29 protein-coding genes and 1 riboswitch are annotated in these 24169 nt (G+C 67.1%); of the genes, 20 read left to right on the top strand and 9 right to left on the bottom strand.

The genetic code is table 11. The features are described 5' to 3' along the window. Positions 1-223 precede the first annotated feature (223 nt). Positions 224-364 carry an integrase gene (locus G0D83_RS04525; protein ID WP_164189969.1) on the top strand — a complete coding sequence of 47 codons (141 nt, stop codon included), beginning with the start codon at positions 224-226 and terminating at the stop codon, positions 362-364. A 123-nt stretch (positions 365-487) separates the two neighbouring features. On the opposite strand, the gene G0D83_RS04530 is transcribed toward G0D83_RS04525, so the two are convergent. The 3 genes from G0D83_RS04530 to G0D83_RS04540 all read right to left on the bottom strand — a co-directional run bounded on the left by G0D83_RS04530 (position 488) and on the right by G0D83_RS04540 (position 2413). Further along, positions 488-1015 (bottom strand): GNAT family N-acetyltransferase, encoded by a 528-nt coding sequence (locus tag G0D83_RS04530; RefSeq protein ID WP_164189971.1) that lies wholly within the window; start codon positions 1013-1015, stop codon positions 488-490. A gap of 85 nt (positions 1016-1100) precedes the next feature. Further along, positions 1101-1664: an XRE family transcriptional regulator gene (locus tag G0D83_RS04535; RefSeq protein WP_164189973.1), complete on the bottom strand. Its 564-nt coding sequence runs from the start codon at positions 1662-1664 to the stop codon at positions 1101-1103. A gap of 137 nt (positions 1665-1801) precedes the next feature. Beyond that, positions 1802-2413 (bottom strand): cupin domain-containing protein, encoded by a 612-nt coding sequence (locus G0D83_RS04540; protein WP_164189975.1) that lies wholly within the window; start codon positions 2411-2413, stop codon positions 1802-1804. Positions 2414-2658: 245 nt separating this feature from the next. Between G0D83_RS04540 and G0D83_RS04545 the strand changes: the two genes are divergently transcribed. The 4 genes from G0D83_RS04545 to G0D83_RS04560 all read left to right on the top strand — a co-directional run bounded on the left by G0D83_RS04545 (position 2659) and on the right by G0D83_RS04560 (position 6117). After that, positions 2659-3396, top strand: coding sequence for an ABC transporter substrate-binding protein (locus G0D83_RS04545; RefSeq protein ID WP_108970652.1), 738 nt, complete (start codon positions 2659-2661; stop codon positions 3394-3396). Positions 3397-3463: 67 nt separating this feature from the next. Beyond that, complete coding sequence (locus G0D83_RS04550) at positions 3464-4120, top strand: amino acid ABC transporter permease (RefSeq protein WP_108970651.1); 657 nt, start codon at positions 3464-3466, stop codon at positions 4118-4120. Then, positions 4117-4848, top strand: coding sequence for an amino acid ABC transporter ATP-binding protein (locus G0D83_RS04555; protein WP_164189978.1), 732 nt, complete (start codon positions 4117-4119; stop codon positions 4846-4848). Before G0D83_RS04550 ends, G0D83_RS04555 begins: the two co-directional genes overlap by 4 nt. A 12-nt stretch (positions 4849-4860) precedes the next feature. Further along, positions 4861-6117, top strand: a complete 1257-nt coding sequence (locus tag G0D83_RS04560; RefSeq protein WP_164189980.1) for an FAD-binding oxidoreductase — start codon at positions 4861-4863, stop codon at positions 6115-6117. Positions 6118-6518: 401 nt separating this feature from the next. Here the strand turns inward: G0D83_RS04560 and G0D83_RS04565 are convergent, their stop codons facing one another. The 3 genes from G0D83_RS04565 to G0D83_RS04575 form a co-directional block, all read right to left on the bottom strand. Further along, positions 6519-7658: an aminotransferase class V-fold PLP-dependent enzyme gene (locus tag G0D83_RS04565; protein WP_164189983.1), complete on the bottom strand. Its 1140-nt coding sequence runs from the start codon at positions 7656-7658 to the stop codon at positions 6519-6521. A 65-nt stretch (positions 7659-7723) separates the two neighbouring features. Further along, a complete protein-coding gene (locus G0D83_RS04570; protein WP_164189985.1) occupies positions 7724-8395 on the bottom strand; it encodes an amino acid ABC transporter permease in 672 nt (223 codons plus the stop codon). Between the two features lie 93 nt (positions 8396-8488). Then, entirely contained in the window at positions 8489-9298 is an 810-nt protein-coding gene (locus G0D83_RS04575; protein WP_164189987.1) for an ABC transporter substrate-binding protein, read from the bottom strand. A gap of 177 nt (positions 9299-9475) precedes the next feature. Between G0D83_RS04575 and G0D83_RS04580 the strand changes: the two genes are divergently transcribed. Together G0D83_RS04580 and G0D83_RS04585 are read left to right on the top strand one after the other, a co-directional pair. Next, a complete protein-coding gene (locus G0D83_RS04580) occupies positions 9476-10126 on the top strand; it encodes a GntR family transcriptional regulator (RefSeq protein WP_164189989.1) in 651 nt (216 codons plus the stop codon). A gap of 50 nt (positions 10127-10176) precedes the next feature. After that, positions 10177-10926: an amino acid ABC transporter ATP-binding protein gene (locus G0D83_RS04585; RefSeq protein ID WP_164189992.1), complete on the top strand. Its 750-nt coding sequence runs from the start codon at positions 10177-10179 to the stop codon at positions 10924-10926. 68 nt (positions 10927-10994) lie between these two features. Here G0D83_RS04585 and G0D83_RS04590 read toward each other — a convergent pair whose 3' ends face one another. Beyond that, complete coding sequence (locus tag G0D83_RS04590) at positions 10995-11774, bottom strand: tryptophan 2,3-dioxygenase family protein (protein ID WP_203594872.1); 780 nt, start codon at positions 11772-11774, stop codon at positions 10995-10997. Positions 11775-11899: 125 nt separating this feature from the next. On the opposite strand from G0D83_RS04590, the gene G0D83_RS04595 reads away from it, so the two are divergent. From G0D83_RS04595 to G0D83_RS04650, 12 genes are all read left to right on the top strand, one after another. Beyond that, a complete protein-coding gene (locus G0D83_RS04595; RefSeq protein WP_108970643.1) occupies positions 11900-12370 on the top strand; it encodes an Lrp/AsnC family transcriptional regulator in 471 nt (156 codons plus the stop codon). Between the two features lie 88 nt (positions 12371-12458). After that, positions 12459-12562: riboswitch (TPP riboswitch) on the top strand. Between the two features lie 44 nt (positions 12563-12606). Next, complete coding sequence (gene thiD, locus G0D83_RS04600; RefSeq protein ID WP_164189996.1) at positions 12607-13407, top strand: bifunctional hydroxymethylpyrimidine kinase/phosphomethylpyrimidine kinase; 801 nt, start codon at positions 12607-12609, stop codon at positions 13405-13407. 4 nt (positions 13408-13411) lie between these two features. After that, entirely contained in the window at positions 13412-14380 is a 969-nt protein-coding gene (locus G0D83_RS04605) for an FAD-dependent oxidoreductase (protein WP_164190247.1), read from the top strand. After that, positions 14364-14558, top strand: a complete 195-nt coding sequence (gene thiS / locus G0D83_RS04610) for a sulfur carrier protein ThiS (RefSeq protein ID WP_164189998.1) — start codon at positions 14364-14366, stop codon at positions 14556-14558. The genes G0D83_RS04605 and thiS overlap by 17 nt, the downstream gene beginning before the upstream one ends. 2 nt (positions 14559-14560) lie before the next feature. Next, complete coding sequence (locus G0D83_RS04615) at positions 14561-15331, top strand: thiazole synthase (RefSeq protein WP_164190000.1); 771 nt, start codon at positions 14561-14563, stop codon at positions 15329-15331. After that, positions 15328-15924 (top strand): thiamine phosphate synthase, encoded by a 597-nt coding sequence (locus G0D83_RS04620; RefSeq protein WP_164190002.1) that lies wholly within the window; start codon positions 15328-15330, stop codon positions 15922-15924. Before G0D83_RS04615 ends, G0D83_RS04620 begins: the two co-directional genes overlap by 4 nt. Beyond that, complete coding sequence (locus G0D83_RS04625; protein ID WP_164190004.1) at positions 15921-16877, top strand: HesA/MoeB/ThiF family protein; 957 nt, start codon at positions 15921-15923, stop codon at positions 16875-16877. Before G0D83_RS04620 ends, G0D83_RS04625 begins: the two co-directional genes overlap by 4 nt. Before the next feature lie 20 nt (positions 16878-16897). Continuing rightward, positions 16898-17845 (top strand): ABC transporter substrate-binding protein, encoded by a 948-nt coding sequence (locus G0D83_RS04630; protein WP_164190006.1) that lies wholly within the window; start codon positions 16898-16900, stop codon positions 17843-17845. Beyond that, a complete protein-coding gene (gene tenA, locus G0D83_RS04635; protein WP_164190008.1) occupies positions 17842-18519 on the top strand; it encodes a thiaminase II in 678 nt (225 codons plus the stop codon). The genes G0D83_RS04630 and tenA overlap by 4 nt, the downstream gene beginning before the upstream one ends. Then, positions 18516-19241, top strand: coding sequence for an ATP-binding cassette domain-containing protein (locus G0D83_RS04640; RefSeq protein WP_164190010.1), 726 nt, complete (start codon positions 18516-18518; stop codon positions 19239-19241). Before tenA ends, G0D83_RS04640 begins: the two co-directional genes overlap by 4 nt. After that, positions 19241-19984: an ABC transporter permease gene (locus G0D83_RS04645; RefSeq protein WP_164190012.1), complete on the top strand. Its 744-nt coding sequence runs from the start codon at positions 19241-19243 to the stop codon at positions 19982-19984. Before G0D83_RS04640 ends, G0D83_RS04645 begins: the two co-directional genes overlap by 1 nt. A gap of 169 nt (positions 19985-20153) precedes the next feature. Beyond that, the gene (locus G0D83_RS04650) at positions 20154-21395 is read left to right on the top strand and encodes an MFS transporter (protein ID WP_164190014.1); all 1242 of its coding nucleotides are present in this window, start codon (positions 20154-20156) and stop codon (positions 21393-21395) included. A 38-nt stretch (positions 21396-21433) separates the two neighbouring features. Here the strand turns inward: G0D83_RS04650 and G0D83_RS04655 are convergent, their stop codons facing one another. Together G0D83_RS04655 and G0D83_RS04660 are read right to left on the bottom strand one after the other, a co-directional pair. Further along, the gene (locus tag G0D83_RS04655) at positions 21434-21718 is read right to left on the bottom strand and encodes a hypothetical protein (RefSeq protein ID WP_164190016.1); all 285 of its coding nucleotides are present in this window, start codon (positions 21716-21718) and stop codon (positions 21434-21436) included. 44 nt (positions 21719-21762) lie between these two features. After that, complete coding sequence (locus G0D83_RS04660) at positions 21763-23757, bottom strand: bifunctional DedA family/phosphatase PAP2 family protein (RefSeq protein WP_164190024.1); 1995 nt, start codon at positions 23755-23757, stop codon at positions 21763-21765. Positions 23758-23889: 132 nt separating this feature from the next. On the opposite strand from G0D83_RS04660, the gene G0D83_RS04665 reads away from it, so the two are divergent. Next, positions 23890-24123 carry a hypothetical protein gene (locus G0D83_RS04665; protein WP_164190026.1) on the top strand — a complete coding sequence of 78 codons (234 nt, stop codon included), beginning with the start codon at positions 23890-23892 and terminating at the stop codon, positions 24121-24123. Positions 24124-24169 lie beyond the last annotated feature (46 nt).

The following is a 24169-nucleotide window of genomic DNA, read 5'->3' on the forward strand; positions in this document are numbered from 1 at the left end:
AGGCTAAGCTCGTGGATATCCGGAACAGACTGACATAGAATAGGAAATCAGGCTTTGCGCTTCGGCGTGAGTTCACAAGGGGAGCGCGCGCCCCTCATTTGCGACTCCGGGAGATGGCCCGCGTGCTCCAGCGCTCGAAGACCATCATTGACCGCGAGATCAAGCGGAACTGGTTCAGCGATGAGTGCCTGGTGGGCTATGATGGCTACGTGACGTCGCTGCCATGACGGAGCTCGAGCTGAAGCAGCTCTGCGACCAACTCAACACCACGCCCCGCCAGTGCCTCGGCTGGAGGACCCCGGCCGAAGTCTTCCGCGAAGAAATGTTGGAAGAAAACGGCCGACGCCCCTACCGTCTCAGCTAATGGGAGTCGCGCTTCAGGTAATGCGCACTGAAGAGGTCGCCCCGGTGATGTTTGCCATCAGCAGGTTTTGCACCACCAATGCCGCGCCGGCCGCAACCAGAAGGCCGAGCGTGATGCCTGGCGTTATTTGCCGTCCTGCCGATCGGGGGCCGCGCGCGCGTCGAGCGTCAACTGCAGGAACGCGAGATCGAGCCAGCGATCGAATTTCGTGCCCACTTGCTTCAAGAGGCCGGTCTGTTCGAAGCCCAGCTTCTGGTGCAAGCGGATCGAGCCCAGGTTGCCTGCCTCGATTCCGGCGACCATCACGTGCTTGCCGGCGGCACGGGCGCGGCCGATCAGCGCCTCCATCAACGCCTTGCCGATCCCCGTCCCGCGCTGGCCTGCGCGGACGTAGATGGAATGTTCGACCGTATGGCGGTAGCCATCCCAGGCGCGCCAGTCGCCAAAGGAGGCATACCCAAGCACCCCCTCCTCGTCCGAGACGGCCACCAGCACCGGATATCCGGCCTTCTGCCGCTCCGCGAGCCATGCGCGGCGGTTCTCGACATCGACCGTGGTTTCGTTCCAGATCGCCGTCGTGTGCGCGACGGCGTCGTTGTAAATCGCCGTGACCCCGGCGAGGTCACGATCCTCGGCGTCGCGAATCTGCATCTCCGTTTCCCCTGCGCACTATGGTGGCAGGGATATCCACTATATTGGATATATCGTCAATATGCTGCGCCTCCGCGAGCCCCAGTCACCCGTCGCGCAGGACCGCCACGACATAGGTGCAAGCCTGATCGCCCTCATTTCGGAAAACACAGTCCTCGGGTGCGCCCAGATGCAGGCAGTCCCCGGTGTGCAGCACATGACGGACATCGCCCTCGAGAAAGACCAGCTCGCCCTCCAGAACCCAGATCAATTGCCGGATGAAGGCATAGGCCGAGGCCGGCATGGGCACATCCTTGCCACTTGGAAGGGTGACCTGCACGAGATCGAGCGGCATGTCCGACTTGGGCGAGACCTGGCGGCGGATATAGCCGGTGTCCGGATCGGTCCAGATCGGCTGGTCCTCCCTGCGCAGGAGATTGCCACCGGCCGCCTCGGCGCGAGCAAGCAAGGTCGACATGCTGAGCCCGAAGGCCCCGGAAAGCTTGCCGAGGAAATTGGCGGTCGGGGAGCTGTCGGCGCGCTCGACCTTGTGGATCATTGCCCGAGAGACCTTCGCCCGCTGGGCCAGCTCGGTGAGGGACCAGCCGCGGCTCTCCCTCTCGGCGCGGATGCGGGCCCCAAGCCTGTGGTCAATGTCATCGCTCTTCATCGTACTACCATAGTAGACGGATCGATGCGCCGGCAAGGTCGTGGTGAACAAGGAGTTTCGGCGGCCTCGAAGCGGAAGCTATCGCCAGCACTCCAGAATCCGAAGGGGCCCTTGGCGTTGCCCACAGCGCCGGCACCCTACCAGACCGGCGGCGTTGTCACCCACATCACCCGGCTTTGATCGTTGCCGAGATTTCGGAACCTGTGCGGGCGGCGGCTTTCAAAGTGGAAGGCGTCGCCCTCACCCAGCACGAAACGGTCGTCCTCGACCCAAAGTTCGAGCTTCCCGCTGAGCACCACGCCGCATTCCTCGCCTTCATGGGAATAGGATTCCTCCCCCGAGCTGCCGCCCGGATCGAGGACGATCTCCATCACCTGCAGCGTGCCCTTGTCGTGCGCCGTGAGGAAGGACTTCACCATGCCCTTGTCACCGAAGTCGACAGTACGCCGCCGCCCTTCGCGGACGATGATCCCGGCCTCGCGGCTGGCACCGTCGGTTTCGGCGAAGAGCGACAGGAAAGGAATGCCGATCACCTCGCAGATCGCGCGCAGGTTGCGGATCGAGGGCGAAGAGATGCCGCGCTCGATCTGGCTTAGCAGCCCGGTGGAGATCCCCACCCCTTCGGCGACGGTCTGCAACGAGAACCCGCGTCCCTTGCGCGCCTGCCGGACCGCTTCGCCAAGCGAGATGTCGTCCATCTCACCCATCGGATCTGACAGCAGCTTCGCTTCATTTTCGGCTGAGGGCATCGGCGAATCTTCATCCCAGTGAACGCAGCGCCGGCGGCACCGCCCCGACGACCCCTCCTGCTTACCTTCGCCCGCATGAAAAATGAAGAGAAACCGTCACCTAATGCGCAATATTTCACACAAGTGAAATTTTGGCGCAAAATCTGTTGCATTGGACATATTCTTCAATATCGTGAAGAACAGAATGAAACCGCGTCACCCCGCCCCGGCGGCAAGCGTGGCGCCAGACACAGGGAAGACTGCCGATGAAACTCCGCTCGCTCGCCATGGCCGGGGCGCTCGCGCTCTGCGCGGCCCAATCGCACGCCGAGAATTTGACGGTCGGAGTGACCACGACCGGCATTCCCTTCACCTTCGTCGACACCGGCACGCAGAAGCCGACCGGCGCGATGGTGGACCTCGCCGCCGCCATTGCCGAAGATCTCGAGATGACGCCCGAATTTGCCGTCACCCAGTTCTCGGCGCTGATCCCCGCGCTGCAGACAGGCAAGATCGACGTCATCTCGGCCGGCATGTTCGCCACGGACAAGCGCAAGGAAGTGGTGGACTTCTCGACCCCGGTCTACAGCTACGGCGACGCAGCCTTCGTGGCAGCGGAGGATGCGGGCGCCTATCAGCTCGAGGATCTCGCGGGCGAAGTGGTCGGCGCGCAGATCGGCACGACCTTCGCGGACCAGCTTCAGGAAAAGGGTATCTTCAGCGAGGTGAAGCTCTACGACAGCCTGGTCGACATCATGCGCGACGTGAAGCTCGGTCGGATCAAGGCGGGCTTCGGCGACAAGCCGATCGTCGCCTATCAGATCGCACAGAACCCGGGGCTGGGGGTGAAGTTGGTGGACGGCTACACGCCGATGGGTGTCGGCGATGTCGCGCTCGCGGTCTCGAAGGACAAGCCCGAGCTGCTCGAACAGGTCAACGCCGCCATCGCCGAGATGCAGCAAAGCGGCGAGTTGGCCGAGATTTTCGGCAAGTACGGGCTCTGACCCCTTAGCCAGACTTGCCGGGCCCGGCCCAAGCGCCGGGCCCGTGACGTCCTGACAGGAGACCTCCATGTCCCCCCTTTCCGAGCGGATACAGGAGTATCTGCCGCTGCTTGTCACCGGGCTCTGGCAGACTGTTGCCGTGACCCTGCTTTCGCTTGTCCTCGCCTCGGCGCTGGGTCTGATGTGGGCGCTGATGCGCAGTTCCGGGAACCGCTGGCTGAGCCTTCCCGCGCGCTACATCGTCGAGTTCCTCCGCGGGATCCCGATCCTCGTCGTGCTCTTCTACATCTATTTCGTAATGCCCGAGATCGGCCTTGACCTGACCGCCTTCCAGGCCGGGGTGATGGGGCTTGCGCTGACCTATTCGTGCTACATCGGCGAGACTTTCCGCGGCGGCATCGAAGCCGTGGACCGGGGTCAGATCGAGGCCGCAAAGTCCATCGGCATGAAGCATGGCAAGATGATGCGCCGCATCGTGGTGCCTCAGGCCTTCCGCATCGCCCTGCCGCCCTACGGCAACAATATGGTCATGCTGCTCAAGGACAGCAGCCAGGTGTCGGTGATCTCGGTCGCAGAGCTGACCATGCAAGGCAAGATGCTGGCGTCCTCGACCTTCGACAACATGACCGTCTTCACCATGGTCGCGGCGCTCTACCTGTGCCTGACGATCCCGCTGAACTTCCTGATGCGCCGGGTCGAACTCAAAATGGGAGCCTCGACGTGATCCGTTTCGAGAATATCCACAAGTCCTTTGGCAAGCACGAGGTGCTCAAGGGCATCGACGCCGAGGTCGACAAGGGCCAGGTGGTATGCCTGATCGGCGCCTCGGGCTCGGGCAAGTCGACGCTGCTGCGCTGCGTCAACGGGCTCGAGGATTACCAATCGGGCCGCATCAGCATCGACGGCGAGACGGTTGACGCCCACGCGGCCTCGATCCACGCGATCCGCACGCGGGTGGCTATGGTGTTCCAGCGCTTCAACCTCTTCCCGCACATGACCGCTCTGCAGAACGTCATGGAGGGGCCGGTGCACGTGCTGGGCGAGAACCGCGAGGAGGTGCGCGCCCGCGCCGAAGAACACCTTCGCCGCGTCGGACTGGCCGAGAAGATGGATTTCTACCCCTCGGCTCTCTCCGGAGGGCAGCAGCAGCGCGTCGCTATCGCGCGCGCGCTGGCGATGCGGCCCGACGCGATCCTGCTGGACGAGCCAACCTCGGCGCTCGACCCCGAAATGGTCGGCGAGGTGCTCTCGGTGCTGCGCGATCTGGCACAGGAGCATATGACCATGCTCATCGTCACCCACGAGATCCAGTTCGCCCGCGAGGTCGCCGATGGCGTGATCTTCCTCGATCAGGGGCGGATCGCCGAACACGGCAACGCCGAGGAGGTTCTGACCCGGCCGCAAAACCCGCGCACGCAGGAATTCCTGCGCCGCGTCACCCATCCCATCTGATCGGAGTCCGCCATGGCCTTCCCCTCGCTCTGGGCCACCACAGCCCCCGACGGACCGAGCTGGCCTCAGCTCGATCAAAGCCTGCGCTGCGACGTGCTGGTGATCGGCGGCGGTTTCCAGGGACTGTCCGCCGCGCTGCACCTGGCCGAGGCCGGGACCGACGTGGTGCTGCTCGAGGCGCAGGAGCCCGGCTTCGGCGCCTCTGGGCGCAATGGCGGGCAGGTCATCCCCGGCCTGAAGGATGACCCGGACACGCTGGACCGGCTCTGGGGACCGGCGGCGAGCGATTTCGCTGGGAGCACCGCCGACACCCTCTTTGCGCTGGTGGCGCGGCTCGGCATCGACTGCGACGCGGTGCAGGGCGGCTGGATCCAGGCCGGCAACCGGCACGTGCACCTGCCCGTGTTGCGGGCGCGCATGGCGCAATGGCAAGCGCGCGGCGTCAATGCCGACTGGCTGGACACCGCCGCGATGGCGCGGGTCACCGGTGCGCGTGGCTTCGTCGGCGGCTGGCGCGATCCTCGAGCCGGGCGGGTCCACCCGCTGAAGCTGGCGCGCGGGCTGGCGCTGGCGGCGGCGGCGGCCGGCGTCAAGCTCTTCGCGCGAAGCCCCGCGCTCGACCTGAGCCGCACTGGCGCGGGCTGGCAGGCCCGGCTTGACGCCGGCGCCACGGTCAAGGCGGAGCGGGTGATCCTCGCCAGCAATGTCTACACCCCCGCCTCGCTGGATAAGCGGCTGGCCCGGGCGACTGTGCCAGCAAACAGCTTCCAGATCGCCACCGCGCCGCTGAACGCGGAGCAGCTCGCGCGCATCCTGCCCGGCGGCGAGGTGGTCTCGGAAGCGCGGCGCGTCGGCACCTACTTCCGCATCGGCCCCGAGAACCGGCTGATGCTCGGCGGGCGCGGCAGCTTTGCCGATCCCCAGAATGCCGCTGCGTTCGCCCGCATCGAGGCGGAGCTCGCAGGACTCTTCGGGCAGGGCTTCGAGATCACGCATCGCTGGTTCGGCCGCGTCGGCATGACTCCCGATCACCGCATCCGGCTCTGCGCCCCGGCGCCGGGGCTGCTGGCCGCCACCGGCTTCAATGGCCGCGGTGTCGCGCTCTCAGTCGCGCTCGGCAAGTCCATGGCGGCGCATTTCGCGCAAGGCGCGCCGCTGCCAATCCCACCCAGCCCGGCCGTCCCCGCCCTGCCCTTCCACGCCCTGCACCCGGTCTACGGCGGCCTCGGTATCCACTACTATCGCCTGCGCGACGCGCTGGATCGCTGACGGGCCGAAGCCCTCGCCCATGTCGCAATTCAGGGCGAGCCTGATGCCCGCTCCAGATCGCCGCGCTCAGCCGGACTCCGCCCTCGTCTCGCTCAAAGATGGTGATGCCCATACGGCCCTGGGGATGGCGGTTCCGCGGGGAGATCGCCGATTGCGCCCCAGCGGTTGACGCACCCAGAGAACATCACAGCTGCCCGGAGCGATCCTCTCCCCTCACACCGACGGAGCGTGCAGGTGGAAGCAATTCTTCCGAGGTTTCTGGGATTTCGGGTGCAGCTTCCGGCGCAGGCTGCCGAAGGGACCGAAATGACTCGGGCGAGGCCGGGCGCTGAGCAGCGCCCGGTAGTTCCGGGATGGCCGCAGCGCCCCGACCCTGCCCGGGCGCTGCGGCATCGCGACCCTCAGCCAATCAGCTCCGCAAGAGCCCGCAGGGTTCTCTCGACGCCCGCGTCGGTGGTCAGAAAACCAGGCGACATGCGCAGGGTCTGGCTACGATTGTCCATGTGAATGTCGCGTGCACTCAGGTCGGCCACCAGCTTGGCCGCGTCGACCTGCTCGGGCAGCGCGACCATGAGGCTGCCACCGCGCTTTTCCGCGTCCCTCGGGCTGGCCAGAGCGAGCCCCAGGTCATCCAGACCGGCCAACAGCTTGGCGGTCAGCGACCGGTTGTGGGCGACGATCGCCAGCCCATCCTGCATCATGCGCCATTCCATCGCGGGCAAGCTGGCGATCGCCGAGATGGTGCTCGGGGTGCCGCTGTTGAAACGCCGCGCATCGTCGGCAAAGGCAAAGGAGTCCAACGCCCAGGAAAAAGGGTTCTCCTGCGAGAACCATCCGCGCAGCTCGGGCTCGCAGGTCGTCAGCACATTCGCGTCCACGTAGATGATCCCGGCGCCGGGGGTGCCGCACATCCATTTGAGGCTCGTCGACAGGGCGAAGTCGACCGCCGGGGCGGTCACGTCATAGGGCAGCAGGCCGGCGCCCTGAGTCAGATCGACGCCGATCATCGAGCCCATCTCCCGGCCATGAGCGACAAGCCGGGGAATGTCGAGCCGGTGGGAACTCGTCGAGCTGATCCAGGTCAGCAGCGCGAGCGCGACGCTCTCGTCCCACTCGGCGATCATGTCCTCTTCCTCGACCCAGGGGCTGCCCTGGCGCATCGCCACGGTGACCAGCTCGAACCCGAAGCGCTTGGCGAGCCCCGCCAAAAGGAAATGCAGCGACGGGAAGCCATCCTCGGCAACCAGCACCTTCTTGCCGCGCAACGTCCCTTCCGGCAGCGCGCCGATGACGGACATCAAGCCAGATGTGACGTTCTCGGTGGTGGCGACGGTCCCCCTCGGCGCGTGGATGAGATCGCCCCAAAGGTCGATGAACCGCTGCCGCTTGCCGAGGATCTCGCCCCATTGGGCGCCATTCGGGGCCGACCAGACCTCGGAGAACTCGGTGAGCCCGGCGGTCATGTCCTGCTGTTTGCCATCGTACTGACCGATGGAATGATAGAGAAAATATGCATCTCCGGTGCCCGAGACTTCGGCCATCATGCTCTCCTGTAGTTCAGATTTGGGCCCGGCGCAGGAAGGGTCCGGGCGGATCGGAGCGCCGCTCAGCGGTACCCACGCTTGAAACGTTGCTCCAGCCAGCCGGTGAACCGCACCATCGGCCAGAGCAGCGCGACGTAAAGCGCCGCGGCCAGCAACAGGGGCGTCGGGTTGGCAAAGAGGGCCTGCGCGTCGGTGGCCTGCTTGAGCAGATCTCCCATGGCCACGACGGAGGCCAGCGAGGTGTCCTTCATGATCGACACGCAATAGGACGCCAGCGGCGGGATCATCATGCGAAACGCCTGCGGCAGGATCACCTTGCGCATCGTGGTCGCGAACGACAGGCCAAGGGCGTCGGATGCTTCGAACTGGCCTTTCGGCACCGCTTCGATCCCGGCCCGGACCACCTCGGCGGTATAGGCGGCGAGGATCAGCGACAGGGCAATCGTCGCCGCCATGAAGGAGGACAGCACGATCCCGGCGAAAGGCAGCGCATAGTAGACGAGGATCAGCACGACCAGCGCCGGAATCGCGCGAAAGACGTCGATGTAGAAGGTCGCCAGCAGTCGCAGGGCCTTGGGCGAATAAAGCCGCACCAGGCAGATGACCACGCCCAGGATTCCGCCGCAAACGATCGAGGCCGCACCCAGCAGGATCGTGTAGACAAGCCCCTGCATGAGCAACGGGAAGGCCCGCCTCATGACATCGATATTGAAGAAAATATCGAGAATTTCCATATTTAGCTCCGGTTGATCATGGTCGGTCCGGCCTGCGTCCATCGTCTCGCTGGGCGGATGGAGGGGCGCGGCGCGCCCTTCCAAGGCAGCGTGTCACTCGGCGGACGTCGGGATCGGCAGCGGGGTCACCGTCAGGCTGCCCTCGGCGGGGGCTTCGCCGAACCACTTTTCGTAGATGCCGGCCATGGTGCCGTCTTCCTTCATCGCCGAAATGGCGTCGTTGAACGCCTGCAGATGATCGGAATTCTTCGGCATCATGATCGCGAACTTGTCGCCTGTCGGGATGTCGAAGGCGACCTTCAGGTCACCCATCTGGGCCTGGGTGAAGGCATAGCGCAGGCCGACGATGTCGTTCACCGCAACATCGATCCGGCCACTGCGCAGATCGGTGAGCAGGTTCGCGGTGGAATCGTAGCTCGCGTAGGACTTGTACCCCAGCTCATCCTCACGCTCCTTGATCCAGGTTTCCGGGAAAGACGTCGCGATCGAGCCGATGCGCTTGCCGCGCAGATCCTCCTGCCCGGCGATGTCCGTGCCCGCCTTCGCCGCGACGCCAAGCGCACCCGAAAAATAGGGCTGGGTGAAGGATTGGGCCTGCAGCCGATCCTCGGTGATGCTCAGCGAGGAGATCACCGCGTCCACCCGGCCCGACGCCGTGGCGACGAAGAGCGCGCGGAAGTCGAGGCCGGTGATCTCGGCGGTGGTGCCGAGCCGCGCCGCGATTTCCTCGACAATGTCGACCTCGAAGCCCTCGAAGGCACCGGCCTCGTTCTTGAATTCCCACGGCGGGTTGGCGGGATAGGAGCCGATCTTCAGCGCGTCCGCCGCCAGCACGGGCGCGGCCGACAGGGCGGCGAAAGCGGCGAGGGCAAGGCCCGCAAGGGTCTGTCGTCTGGGGGTCATGGTGTCTTCCTGTTGTGGCGTGAAGCACATTCGTGCCGTTCTGTGTGACTACCGATTGCACTATCCGTATACTGATTCAAACATTTTCTTTAAGTCTAAAGCTTATTTATTGCGCTATGGCGCAGAAAAGGCCAGAATGGCTTCAATATCAGTATACAGCTTGGCATGGAACGCAGAATGACGGAGCGCCCAAAGCGTCACATCAAGGACGCGATCTACGAGACCTACCTCGGGCGGCTTCAGCGCGGCGAGATCACCCATGAAGATCGGCTGATCGACCTCGCGATCGCTGAGGAATTCGCAGTCTCGCGGATGCCCGTGCGGGACGCGCTCATGCGCCTGACCCACGAGGGCTATCTCGAAAGCACCACCCGCGGCTTTGCGCTGCCCAACCTGAGCCAGTCGCAAATCCTCGAGATCTTCGAGCTTCGCCGGCTGCTGGAGCCGCGCGCCGCGGCGCTCGCCACCTCCGAGCTGACGGACGCGGATCTGGATGCCCTTGCCGCCGCCGTCGCCCGCTCGGAACGGACGCTGGAAACAGGCGATGTGGAAGCGCTCTATGCCGCTTCGGAAGACATCCGCCGGATCTGGATCATGGGGGTGCCGAACACCGCCCTGCGCGAGACCATCCTGCGATACATCGCACAAATCCAATGCGTCCGCCTCGCGACGCTGCACGACTCGGCCTCGCACCAGACGCTTGTGGATTTCCACCGGCAGATGGTCTCGGCCTTCACCACGCGCAACGGGGCTCAGGTCGAATTGCTGTTCCTGCGCTTCGTCCTCGCGGGCGAAGAAAGCTACCGGCGCCTGCACCCCGTCTCGTGACGGCGCAGGAAAACACCCCGATTTCCCGACTTTTCCGACAGGACTGACTGATGACCAAGGCCCCTGCCCCTGCGATCCGGATCTCCGGCCTCAACAAATGGTACGGCAATTTCCATGTGCTTAAGGATATCAACCTGACGGTTGACCAAGGCGAGCGGATCGTCATCGCCGGCCCGTCCGGCTCCGGAAAATCCACGCTGATCCGCTGCATAAACCGGCTCGAGGCGCACGAGGCGGGCGTCATCACCGTCGAGGGGGTGGAGCTGACCTCCGACACGAAAAACATCAGTCGCATCCGCTCGGAAGTCGGCATGTGCTTCCAGCAGTTCAACCTCTTCCCGCACATGACGATCCTCGAGAACTGCATCCTCGCACCCATGTCCGTGCGCAAGGCCTCGCGCAGCGAGGCGATTGACACCGCGATGCACTACCTTGAGCGCGTGCGCATCGCCGATCAGGCCAACAAGTACCCCGGCCAACTTTCCGGCGGCCAGCAACAACGGGTGGCGATCGCGCGCTCTCTTTGCATGAAGCCCCGGATCATGCTCTTCGACGAACCGACTTCGGCGCTCGACCCCGAGATGATCAAGGAAGTCCTCGACACCATGGTTGGCCTTGCCCAGGACGGCATGACCATGCTCTGCGTCACCCACGAGATGGGCTTCGCGCGGCAGGTCGCGGACCGCGTCATCTTCATGGATCGCGGCCAGATCATCGAAGAGAATGCGCCGGAACCCTTCTTCAGCGCCCCGCAGAACGACCGCACCAAGCTTTTCCTGAGCCAGATCTTCGGCCACTGAGCCGGCGGCGTACTCCGGCGGCCTCCTGACCGGCAGGCAGGAGACGACGGGAAGGCCCGATCGGTGCCTCAGCCCATCGGGCAGCCCCCGGCGACGACGGGCTTCTGCGGCTTGTCGTGAATGGCCTCGCGCACGACCCCGTAGCTCGCGCCCCACGCGTCGGTCATATCGCAGCGCACATCCCAGAGCTCGGGAAAGAATCGGTGCTTGGCGCCCGCTTCCAGCAGCCCCACGGGGCGCCCCTTCAACGATCTTGACCCCAGCCCGATCGACCGGTGGATGAGGAAAAGGTGCATGGCGCGAAACTTCTGGAACAGCTCATCATACTCGACCAGGGCCTCGGCGACGACATAGCTCTCGCCGTGATCGTACTTGGCGTCGTAGACCTCCGCGACGGTCAGCCCCTTGCCATCGAGATAGGTCGCCTTGTAGGCGCTCCACAGATCGTTGGGCATGCGCAGCAGCGTCTGGAAGCCCGGGCTTTCCTGGCCGGATCCGTTGCCAAGCTGCAGGCGGATTTCCTGGTATTCGCGCGGCGACATCGTCTCCAGCACATCGAGCTGCGCCGTCATCAGCCGCATCAGACGGTGAACCCGCCCCATGAGTGTCACGACCCGGTGGGTGTTGCCTTCGTCGAGGTAGGCCATCACGTCGACCAGCGTGTAGGCCATCAGCTTCATCCAAAGCTCTTCGACCTGGTGGACGATCTGGAATTGCAGCTCGTCGGCGTTGCACATCTCGGCCAGCGGTTTCTGGCAATCCAGGAGCTTGGCCACATCCAGATAGACGCCATAGTCCAGCATCTTCGGGGACTCGATCATCTCGTGATACTCGGCGCGGGATTTCATCTGCAGCTCCACTGTTGGATATCCCGACATGTTCCCCTAATCTGGGAAATCATTATTCTCATTCCGCGTATTTTCGGGGAAATTTGGGAACGAATCACCTCACGTTCGCGGATCGGAGAGAACGAATGGATGCCGTCGATCTGAAAATCCTGGGACTCCTCGAAGCAGACGCGCGCCTGTCTTTCGCCGAGCTGTCAGACCGGCTGCAGATGTCGAAAACCCCGGTCTGGAAACGCGTCAAGGCCCTTGAGCTGGCCGGTGCGATCACCGGCTACAAGGCCGTGCTCGACCCAGCGGCCCTGGGATTCGGGCTCGAGGCCAACATCACAGTGACGCTCGATTTCGAAGCTGCGGAAGCATTCGAGCGCGAAGTGACGCGCCATCCCTCGATCTGGCGATGCCACGCCACGACGGGCGACGCCGACTATGCCCTTCATGTCATCGCCCGCGACATGGCCGAGATGGACACTCTCATCCGCTACGAGATCGCGCGCTTTCCCGGAGTCATCCGCACCCGGACCTCCGTGATCACCCGTGCGATCAAGCGCGATCAGAGCCTCGCTGATCTCGCGACACGGCGCCCCGACAAGGGTTAGAAGGCCCGACCGGCAACAACGGTGCGGCGTGGGCGCACCGAGATTGTGCCAGCCGGTTTGACTTCGGTCCGTCGCGTTGCTACCCATTTGCGTACCGTTGGGGTGCCTCGAAAAGGCTGAGAGGCGCGAACGCGCTAACCCATCGAACCTGATCCGGGCAATACCGGCGTAGGGAACGGTCTATAGCTATCGGACGTTTTCCATGCGCGGTGCCCTTGTTTTTGGAGGAGCACCCTTTGGCGCATGTCGCTTTGACCATAGCCGGATCCGACAGCAGCGGCGGCGCGGGCATCCAGGCGGACCTGAAGACCATGTCCGCGCTTGGTGTCTACGGCGCCAGCGTCATCACCGCGGTGACCGCCCAGAACACCTGCGCCGTATCCGCCGTGCACGCCATCCCGCAAGACATCATCGAGGCGCAGATCAGCGCCGTGCTGAGCGATCTCGACGTGCGCGCGGTCAAGATCGGAATGCTGGCGACGCCGGATATCATCGACTGCGTGACCCGCGCTCTCGCGGGATATGGCGGCGCCATCGTGCTCGATCCGGTGATGATCGCAAAGTCCGGAGACGCTCTGCTTGCCCCTGACGCCGTGGCGGCGCTGCGCGAGAAACTTGCCCCCCGTGCGACCCTCGTGACCCCGAACCTGCCCGAGGCCGCCGCGTTGCTGCGTCTGCCCCTCGCCAGCACCGCGGAGGAGATGATCGACCAGGGCAAGGCGCTCTGCGCGGGCGGTGCGCAGGCTGTCCTGATGAAGGGGGGCCACGCCGAGGGCGCGCTCTGCGAGGATATCCTGATCTCGGGCGGCGAAGTTCTGGCCAGCTTCACCGCCCCGCGTCAGCACACCCGCAACACCCATGGCACCGGCTGCACGCTCTCCTCGGCCATCGCTGCCGGTCTTGCGAAGGGGCAGCCTCTCGCGGAGGCCACCGCCGAGGCGCACCGCTACGTCCAGCAGGCGATTGCGGCGGCCGACGGGCTGAATGTCGGTCACGGCCATGGGCCGCTGCACCACTTCCACCATGTCTGGAGCTGAGGCGATGTTCTCGGTCATCGGATCCGGCGTCGCGGGCCTCGCGGTGGCCAGCGAACTCGCCGCGCGCGGTGCCAAGGTCCAGGTGTTCGACCCGGCGGGCCCGCCCGGGCCGCATGGCTGCTCGTGGTGGGCGGGCGGCATGCTGGCGCCATGGTGCGAATATGAAAACGCCGAAGAGCCGGTGCTCCGGCTCGGCCAGCAGGCGATCGGCTGGTGGCAGCAGCGTACCACGGTGGCGCGCTGCGGCACGCTGGTCGTCGCCGGGCGACGCGACCTGCCCGACCTGCGCCGCTTTGCGCGCCGCACCACCGGCTTCCGCGAGGTCGACGCCGAGCTGGCCGAGCTCGAGCCTGACCTGCATGGCTACCCGAAGGGGCTCTTTTTCGAGGACGAGGCGCATCTGAACCCTCGCCAAGCGCTGGCCGACCTTTACGCCGACCTGCAGGCGCGCGGCGTGGCGTTTCACGCGACCGAGGCGCCCGAGGACCTGCAGAATGCCATCGACTGCCGGGGCCTGAGCGCGCGCGACACCCTGCACGACCTGCGCGGAGTGAAGGGCGAGATGCTGGTGATCCGCTGCCCGGACGTGACGCTTTCGCGTCCGGTGCGCCTGCTCCACCCGCGCATCCCGCTCTACATCGTCCCCCGCGGGAGCGGCGTCTACATGCTGGGCGCGACGATGATCGAGAGCGAAGACCGCCGCCGGATCACCGCGCGATCGATGCTCGAGCTGCTCAGCGCCGCCTATGCGCTGAGCCCCGCCTTCGGCGAGGCCGAGGTGCTCGAGATCGGCGTCGACTTGCGCCCCGCCTTTCCCGACAACCTGCCCCGCATCCGCCGGATCGGCGGCCGGATCTACGCCAATGGCCTCTATCGCCACGGCTACCTGCTGGCCCCCGCGCTGGCGCGCGGCGTGGCCGATCTTGCCCTCAGCAACCTTCACACGGAGATGGTCGATGAAGATCGTGATTAACGGCGCGCCCCACGACGTGGCCGCCACGACCCTCGCGGGACTGCTCGAAGAACGCGGTGTCTCCGGGCGGGTCGCCACGGCAGTGAACGAGACCTTCGTCCCGGCCGCTCTGCGCGCCTCGCATCCACTACACGACGGCGACCGCGTCGAAATTCTCGCCCCCATGCAGGGAGGATGACCATGAAACCCTTCTACGGCACCCAATTGCCCAACCCGCTGATGCTGGGCACCGCGCAATACCCAAGCCCCGCGATCCTCGAGCAAGCCTTCCGCGAGAGCGGCGCCGGGGTCGCAACTGTGTCCTTGCGCCGCGAAGGCGCCGAGGGGGCGGGCGCCGCCTTCTGGAAGATGATCCAGGAGCTCGGCGTTCTCATCCTGCCCAACACCGCAGGCTGCCACACCGTCAAGGAAGCGGTGACCACCGCGCATATGGCGCGCGAGGTCTTCGGCACGCGCTGGATCAAGCTTGAACTGATCGGCCACACCGACAGCCTGCAACCCGATGTCTTCCAGCTGGTCGAGGCGGCGAAGATCCTGACCGAGGACGGCTTCCAGGTCTTCCCCTACACCACCGAGGACCTGATCGTCGGTGAGCGCCTGCTGGCCGCGGGCTGCGAGGTGCTGATGCCCTGGGGCGCGCCGATCGGATCAGGACGCGGGCTCAACAACATCTACGCGCTGCGCGCCATGCGGTCGGAATTCCCCGAGGTGCCGCTGGTGATCGATGCCGGAATCGGTCTGCCGAGCCATGCGGCGCAGGCGATGGAGCTGGGCTATGACGGGGTGCTGCTCAACACCGCCGTCGCCCGCGCAGGCGACCCCGTGGCCATGGCCCGCGCCATGATGCGCGCGATCGAGGCGGGACGGCTGGCGCATGAGGCCGACCCAATCGAGGCCCGCGACATGGCCGAAGCCTCGACCCCCGTTATCGGAAAGGCGTTTCTCGCATGAACCTCGACCGCTTCTACCCGATCTTCGATCACTCGGACTGGCTGCGCCGGGTGCTGCCGCTCGGCGTCAAGCTGGTCCAGCTGCGCATCAAGGATCAGCCGCCGGAAACCGTCCGCGCAGAGATCGCCCTGTCGCGCGATCTGTGCCGCGCGCATGGGGCGGTGCTGGTGGTCAATGACTATTGGCAAGAGGCCATCGACCTCGGCTGCGACTGGCTGCACCTCGGGCAGGAGGATCTCGACACCGCAGATCTCGAAGCGATCCGCCGCGCCGGTCTGAAGCTCGGCGTCTCGACCCATGACGACGATGAGCTCGAGCGCGTGCTGGCGATGGATCCCGATTACGTCGCGCTCGGCCCGGTCTACCCGACGATCCTGAAGAAGATGAAATGGCACCAGCAGGGGCTGCCGCGCGTCACCGAGTGGAAGGCCCGGGTGGGTGCGGTGCCGCTGGTGGCCATCGGCGGCATGTCGGTCGAGCGCGCGGGCGGGGTGTTCGAGGCCGGGGCCGACATCGTCTCGGCGGTCACCGACATCACGCTGAACACCGACCCGGAGTCCCGCGTCCGCCAGTGGCTCGAGGCGACCCGATGAGCCGCTACGCCCGCCAGACCATCCTGCCGGAAGTGGGCGAGTCCGGCCGGCGCCGGCTGTCCGCGGCCCGCGTTCTGGTGGTCGGCGCGGGCGGGCTCGGGGCGCCTGTTCTTCCGCTGCTCGCCGGGGCGGGGGTTGGCCAGATCACCATCGTCGACGGCGACGTGGTGAGCCTGTCGAACCTGCACCGCCAGACCCTGTTCACCGAGGCCGACTGCGACCGGCCCAAGGCGCAGGTGGCCGCGGAGCGCTGCCGCGCGATCAACCCCGAAATCACCATCGAGTCCGTGCCGGACGTTCTGACCCCGGCCACCGCGCCCGAGCTGGTCCGCCACGCCGATCTCGTGCTCGACTGCGCCGACAGCTACGCGGTCAGCTACTTGCTGAGCGACCTGTGCCTTGCCGAAGGCCTGCCGCTGATCAGCGCCTCGGCGCTCGGGCTTGGCGGCTATGTCGGCGGCTTCTGCGGCGGCGCGCCCTCGCTTCGGGCGCTGTTCCCCGACGCGCCGGGCAATGGCGCGAGCTGCGCCACCGCCGGGGTGCTCGGCCCCGTGGTCGGCACCATCGGCGCAATGCAGGCGCAGATGGCGCTAAGCGTGCTGCTCGGCCTCTCGCCATCGCCCCTCGGGCTGATGGTTCGCTACGATGGTCTCGAGATGCGCTCGACCAGCTTCCGCTTCGACCACGCGGCAGAACCCGAAGCCTGCTTTCGCTTCGTCGCCGCCGCCCAGCTGAGCCCCTGCGACCACATCATCGATCTGCGCCCCGACGGCCCGCTCCTGCATCCGCAGGCCGCGCGGGCAACCGCCGCCGCGCTGGTGGCACATCCGCCCGCCCCCGGCACCCGGTTGGCCCTTTGCTGTGCGACCGGCCTGCGCGCCTGGCGGGCCGCGGAACAGGTCGCCGAAACCTGGCCCGGCGAGATCGTTCTCGTCGCGGCCTCTGCCTCATGATCCCCCGGAGGAGACACCCTGTGAAATCCCTGTTGACCGCCCTCGCCTTTCTTACCGCCAGCCCCGCGCTGGCGGCCGACAAGATGACCCTTTTGCTCGATTGGTTCGTCAACCCCGACCACGGCCCGATCGTGATCGCGCAGGAAAAGGGCTATTTCGCCGAACAGGACCTCGAGGTCGAGATCGTCGCCCCCGCAGACCCCTCGGCGCCCCCCCGCCTCGTCGCCGCCGGTCAGGCCGATCTTGCGGTCTCCTACCAGCCGCAGCTGCACCTTCAGATCCACGAGGGCCTGCCGCTCAAGCGCGTCGGGACGCTGGTCGCCACGCCGCTGAACTGCCTGCTGGTGCTCAAAGACGGCCCGGTGAAGGAGCTTGCCGATCTCAAGGGCAAGAAGATCGGCTTTTCCGTCGCCGGGGTCGAGGAGGCCGTGCTCCAGGCAATGCTGGGAGAGCATGGCATCACGCCCGAGGATATCGAGATGATCAACGTGAACTTCTCGCTCTCCCCATCGCTCATGTCGGGGCAGGTCGATGCGGTGATCGGCGCCTTCCGCAATTTCGAGCTGAACCAGATGGAGATCGAGGGCGTCGCGGGCCGCTGCTTCTACATCGAGGAAGAGGGCGTGCCCTCTTATGACGAGCTGATCTATGTCGCCAATCCTGACCGCATGGACACCGACAAGATCGCCCGCTTCCTTGCCGCGACCGAGAAGGCGACGCAGTTCATCATCAACAACCCCGAGGAAAGCTGGGAGGTCTTCTCAGCCAGTTCGCCCGAGCTGCAGGACGAGTTGAACGCCCGCGCCTGGCAGGACACGCTGCCGCGCTTCGCGCTGCGGCCGGCGGCCTTTGACGCGGGGCGCTATGCCCGCTTCGAGGCGTTCCTCAAGGACAGCGGCATGATCGACGGGCTGAACCCCGTCGAGACCATCGCCATCGACGTGACCGCGCAAGGAACCCGGCCATGACTCGGGAGTACGGCCGCGCCTTTGCGCCGATGCGCACAGAGGCGGGCGAGGCATGGCGGGACTACACCCGCCATGCCTTCGTCGAGGCGCTTGGCGACGGCACCCTGCCGCACGAAGCCTTTCTCCACTACCTGCAGCAGGACTACGTCTTTCTCGTCCACTTCTCGCGGGCCTGGGCGCTTGCCGTGGTGAAATCGGAAACCCACGCCGAGATGCTGGCCGCCGTGGGGACGGTGAACGCGCTCGTCGCCGAGGAGATGCAGCTGCACGTCGAGACCTGCGCGAAGGCCGGCATCTCCGGCGAGGCGCTCTTCGCCACCGCCGAGCGGCCCGAGAACCTCGCCTACACGCGCTTCGTGCTGGAGGCGGGCTACAGCGGCGATCTGCTCGACCTTCTTGCGGCCCTCGCGCCCTGCGTGATGGGCTACGGCGAGATCGGCGCGCGGCTGCAGTCCGAGGCCACCTCGGAGCGCTATGCCGACTGGATCGGCACCTACGCAAGGAAAGATTACCAGCAGAGCTGCGCCGCCGTGGGCGCCCTGCTCGACGGCGCAGCTACGCGCCGGCTGGGACCGGAGTTCGAGAGCTCGCCACGCTGGCAGCGGCTGTGCCGGACCTTCCGCACCGCCACCGAGCTCGAGGTGCAATTCTGGCAGATGGGCCTGAGACCGTGAGCGACGCCCCGGGCGTCACCCTCGCGGGACGGGCCAGCATCGACGGCGCCCCCCTTTTCGCGCCGCTCAGCCTGACGCTGCCCGCCGCGCGCTGGACCTGCCTTTTGGGCGGCTCGGGCGTCGGCAAGTCCACGGTGCTGCGGCTGATCTGCGGGCTGCCGACCGGCGCGCGCTTCGATGGCACAATCACAGCCACCGACGCCGCGCCGATCCCCGAACGGGTGGCCTACATGGCGCAGGACGACCTGCTACTGCCTTGGGCGAGCGTCTCCGACAACATCCGCCTCGGCGCGCGCCTCCGCGGCGAGCCGGCCGACGCCGAACGCCTTGCGCATATCCTCGCCCGGGTCGGGCTTTCGGGTCATGCCCACAAGAAACCCGGTGCCCTCTCCGGCGGGCAGCGCCAACGGGTCGCCCTGGCCCGGACGCTGATGGAGGACAAGCCGATCATCCTGCTCGACGAACCCTTCTCGGCGCTCGATGCGCAGACGCGCGCTGCCATGCAGGATCTGGCGGTCGAGCTGCTACGGGGGCGGACGGTGCTGGTGGTCACCCACGATCCCGGCGAGGCGGCGCGTCTCGGCCACGCGATCCTCGTGCTGACCGCCGCGGGGGTGACCGCCTGCCCGCCCCCCGCCGCCCCGGTGCCGCGCCCGATCGACGATCTCGACACGCTCCGATGCCAGGCCGCGCTGCTGCGCAACCTGCGGGACGCCGCCTGATGAAATACGGCTCCGCCCTCCTGGCGATCGGGTTCGCGCTCCTGCTCTGGCAGACCACAGTCACCCTGACAGGTCTGCCGAAGTTCATCCTGCCCGGCCCGCTGATGGTGATGGAAACCTGGTGGTCAAACCGGGCGCTCATCGCCGAGCACACGCTTGTCACCGCGATGGAGGTGCTGATCGGCCTTGCCATCGGCACGGCGCTCGGCACCGCGAGCGCCATCTACCTCGCGAGCTCGCGCATGGCGCGCCTGGTGATCAGGCCCATCCTGGTCTTCACCCAGGCGCTGCCGGTCTTCGCCCTCGCGCCGATTCTGACACTCTGGCTCGGCTTCGGCCTGGGCTCGAAGATCGCCATGGCCGTGCTGATCATCTACTTCCCGGTGACCGCGTCCTTCTGCGATGGTCTCCTGCGCACCCCGCAGGGGCTGCTCGACCTCGCGCAGACCATGCAGGCGGGGCGCTGGCGCACATTGTGGCACATCCGCATCCCCGCGGCCCTGCCCGCGCTGGCCTCTGGGATCCGGCTGGCCGCAGTCTACGCGCCGATCGGCGCGGTGATCGGCGAATGGGTCGGCGCCTCGCGCGGGCTGGGCTACCTGATGCTTTTGGCAAACGGGCGGGCGAAGACCGACCTGATGTTCGCGGCGCTGCTGACGCTGGGGGTGTTTGCCGTCCTGCTGCATCTGGGGGTGCATGCCGCCACGCGGCATCTCGGCCCGACCCCCGATAACCGAGACTGACGCGCGGCTGGCGGACGTCCAACCTGCGCCCGGCCGGGCACCGCCCGCCCATCGCGGTGGACCGCGGTTCCCCGCCCGCGGGGGATCCGGGCCTCTTGTCCGAAAAGTGCTTGCAACCGCGCCCACCCGGGGTCTGTGCTGGCTGCGTAGCTCCAAGGGCCGGCTGACCATGCAAGACACCAAGACCAAGGCGCGGCTGCCTGCGGGCATCTGGGCACTGGGGTTCGTTTCCCTGCTGATGGACGTCTCGTCCGAGATGATCCATGCGCTGCTCCCGGTCTACCTTACGGTCGGCCTCGGCGCCTCGGCGCTGGCGCTTGGCGTCATCGAGGGCATCGCGGAAGCCACGGCCGCCATCACCAAGGTCTTTTCCGGCGCGCTTTCCGACCGCATCGGGCGGCGCAAGGAACTGGCGACGCTCGGCTACGGGCTGGCGGCGGTGACCAAGCCGGTGTTCCCGCTCGCGGGCTCGCTGGGCTGGGTGGTCGCCGCGCGGTTCGTCGACCGGGTCGGCAAGGGCATCCGGGGAGCGCCGCGCGACGCGCTGGTCGCCGATCTCGCGCCGCCGGGCCTGAGGGGGGCCGCCTTCGGGCTGCGCCAGTCGCTCGACACCGTGGGCGCCTTCCTCGGACCGCTCGCGGCGATCGGGCTGATGTGGCTGTTCTCGGACGATTTCCGCAGCGTGTTCTGGGTCGCGGTCATTCCCGCCGTGCTGTCGGTCGGGCTGCTGCTGTGGCTGGTCGAAGACCCCGAGCGTCCGGCCACACGTCGCAAGGTCCGCAACCCGCTTGCACGCGCAGAGCTGAAGCTGCTCGGCGGGGTCTACTGGTGGGTCGTCGTGGTGGCGACGCTGTTCACCCTCGCCCGGTTCAGCGAGGCCTTCCTGATCCTGCGCGCGCAGACGGCGGGCACGCCGCTGATGCTGGTGCCGTTGGTGCTGGTCGGCATGAACCTCGTCTACGCGCTCTCGGCCTGGCCCATCGGGGCGCTGTCGGACCGGATCGGCAGGATCGGCCTGCTGCTCTGCGGTCTCGGGCTGCTGATCGTGGCGGACCTCGTGCTCGCCGTGTCGGAAGGTGTGCCGGGGATCGCCGTCGGCATGCTCCTCTGGGGTCTGCACATGGGCTTCACACAGGGGCTTCTGGCGGCGCTGATCGCCGAGACCGTGCCCGAAGAGCTTCGCGGCACCGCCTTCGGGATGTTCAACCTCGTGACCGGGGTGGCCTTGCTGATCGCCAGCCTGCTCGCGGGCGCGCTGTGGCAGACCTACGGCCCCGGCGCCACCTTCCTCGCCGGCGCGGGCTTTGCCGCGGTCTCGGCGCTCGGGCTGCTGCCGTTGCGCCGCAGGCTCGGCGCAGTCGCGGCATCGCTATCCGCCCGGAAGGACGGCGGCGCAGACACCGCCGACTGACCGCCTCGGTGCCCTCGAACCACCAGCGGTCCTGCGCCTCACCGCGTTCGAGACGCAAGACCGTGCAGCTCGGAGGCGACCGGCAGGGCGCTGCCAAGCCCCGTATGCTCGGGACAGTTCGCGATGTCGCCAATCGCCAACAGGGTCAGCGCGTCCTGCGCCGGATCGACCGCAAGGTCGATCATCTGCCGCGGCAGCTCCGACTGCAGGGCACCCGGGGCGCCCTCCGCCAGATAGGCCGCGTAGCCAAACCACTGGCCTTCCAGCGCGATCACGCTGAGCACGGGCGCGATCAGGGCCGCGGCCCATCTGAGCTTTCTCATTCTTCCGTCCTTTGGATCCGTGGCGGCGCGCCCTCCGCGCGTGGTCAGTCGACTGCCCCCGCCCGCCCCGGAATGGTGACCAGAACCGGGCGCTCCGCGCCGCCGCCAGCAGCTGGCGCATCGGGCACCGCGCCCCGAGGCGCCAGGAGCGCCAGCACCTCGGCTTGCGCGACATGCGGCGGGGCGTCGCGATAGGGCTCGGACGCGAGGGCCCAGGCCACGACCGCCCCACCCTCCTCGTCCTGCCCCACGGTCCAGAGCCGCAGGAGCCCCCCCTGCGAGGGCGCGCGCAGGGTCGCCTCCGCCGGGTAGGCGTCATGGAAGGCAAGCGGCGCGGTGGCCCCGGCTTGCGGCGCGCCGATGAAGTCCTGCCGCAGCGCCGCGACGCCCGACAGCAGCCCCGGCGGCGGCACCTCGCTCCAGCCCGCTTCGCGCAGGCGCGCGGCGATCGTCCCGGCCTCGGCGCCGCTCGAGATGATGCTGATCTCGGGCAGCGCTTCGCCCGAGAGCGTCACCACCTCGAGCGGAAGCCGCCCGCTGGTCACCGCGGCGCGGACGTCGGCAATGACTGCCGGGCCGCTGCCGGGACGCTCGACCGGCGTGGGGTGATGATGCACCGCGATCCACGAGGCCCCCAGAAGGCAGGCCCCGAGCGCCGTGCAGGCCAGCCCGGGGTGCGACCTGCGCGCGCGCGCGGGGCGGCGGCGTGTCGCCTCGCTGGCGGCAAGGCCGATCACCATCCAGATGGCTCCAATCACCCAGCCGTTCAGGACGTCCGACAAGAAGTGCTCGACAAGGTAGACCCGCGACAGACCCAGCGTGACCGCCATGCCCACGCCCGCCCAGATCGCCAGCGTCGGCCCGATCAGGCGCTCGCGCCAGAGCAGCAGCGCGAGACTGCCGTAAAGCGCGACCGAGATCGCCGCATGGCCCGAGGGGAAGCTGTTCGAACTCTCGAGGAAATAGGAAATCTCGGGCCGCGCACGGCCGAAGGCGAGCTTGAGCAGGGTGACCGTCACCGCGTTTCCAACCACCGCCACCGCCAGCCCCATGGCGGCGGCGCGGTGGCCGAGCAGACCGAAGCCCAGCACCCCGCCGATCGCCACCAGCGTCGCGACCGGCACGTGCCCGGCCTGGGTGACCCAGCCCGCGACCTCCAGTCCCAGCGGCGTCCAATACGCATGCGCAAGGTTGGACACCCGCGCATCCAGCGCCGCCGCGTCGGGGACCAGCGCAAGGTCGAGCGCCCCGTCCACGAAGACCCCGACAAGATAGACCAGCAGCAGCGCGATCCCGGTGGCCAGCAGCCCGCCCCCATGCGACGGATCGAGCCGGCGCCGCAGGAAGCTCATTGCCCGGGGATGCCGCCCCGCGAGACGCCGGGCCACCGGCCAGGCGGCGAGGCGGTCCGCAAGGATATGCAGCCCCGCCAGCAGCGCCGGGGCGCCCCGCCGCACCTGCCGGGTCACCGCCCAGGTAACCAGCACCAGCAGCGCGATCACCGCCAGCGGCAGCGCCATCCGCGGCAGGTAGGGCGCGAGCCGCGCGACGATGTCGCCCGCGACATAGCCAATGCTGACATGCACCAGCGCGTAGACGATGCCGCTCACCGCGTTCCAGACGTGGAACTGCCGCCGGTCCATGCCCGAAAGCGCCGCCGAAAGGGCCGCGAGACTCGCGTCCGGCCCGAGGAAACGCCCCAAGAGCAGCGCCAGAGGGCCGTGCCTGCGCACCAGCTCCTCGGCACGGTGGAAGGCTCCACTGCGCGGCAGCCTCACCCGGGTCCCGAGCCAGCGCCCGCTGTGCCAGCTCGCCTCGCCGCCGATGATCGCCCCGACGGCCACGAACCAGACAAGGTCGAAGAAATCGAGATGCCCGAGCCGCACCAGCGCCCCGCCCGCGTCGACGATCACCGTGCCGGGCACGACAACGCCGGTCACCCACCAGCCCTCGAGAAGGGCGGCAAGCGCGACGAGCCAGTAGGACCAGACACCAAGCGAGTCGAGCGTCGGAAGGACAAGGGAGGCAAAGGAACTCATCGGGATCGGTCCGGTCTGTTTGGCTGCGGTGATCGGCGTCGCAGGGACGCATGTCCCGAACTTAGCAGGGCCGTGGCCCGCTGCGAGGCCCGAAGCGCTTGCGCAACTGCGCGCGCACCCGGGAAAGATGCCGTGGCCGATCGCCGGGATGGGCTGATAAAGGCGATCAGCGGCAACGACGACGTCATGGTGCCGGACCGCCCGGACCGCCCCGGCAACGGCCTGGTCGAGCTGCACGCGGCCTTCGGCTCTCTTGTCTGGGTCTATCTTATCGGTCATGCGGGGATGGGAGGGCTCCAGCACCTCGCCACCGAATTCGATTTGCGCAGCATGTGGTCGCTGCGCCCGCAGACCAAGAAGCACTGACCGGCGGGTCGCAGGGCATCGTCCCGGTGATGCCTTGCCGCCTCGA

The sequence above is a fragment of the Salipiger sp. PrR003 genome (assembly GCF_010500785.1).
Lineage (GTDB): Bacteria > Pseudomonadota > Alphaproteobacteria > Rhodobacterales > Rhodobacteraceae > Salipiger > Salipiger pacificus_A.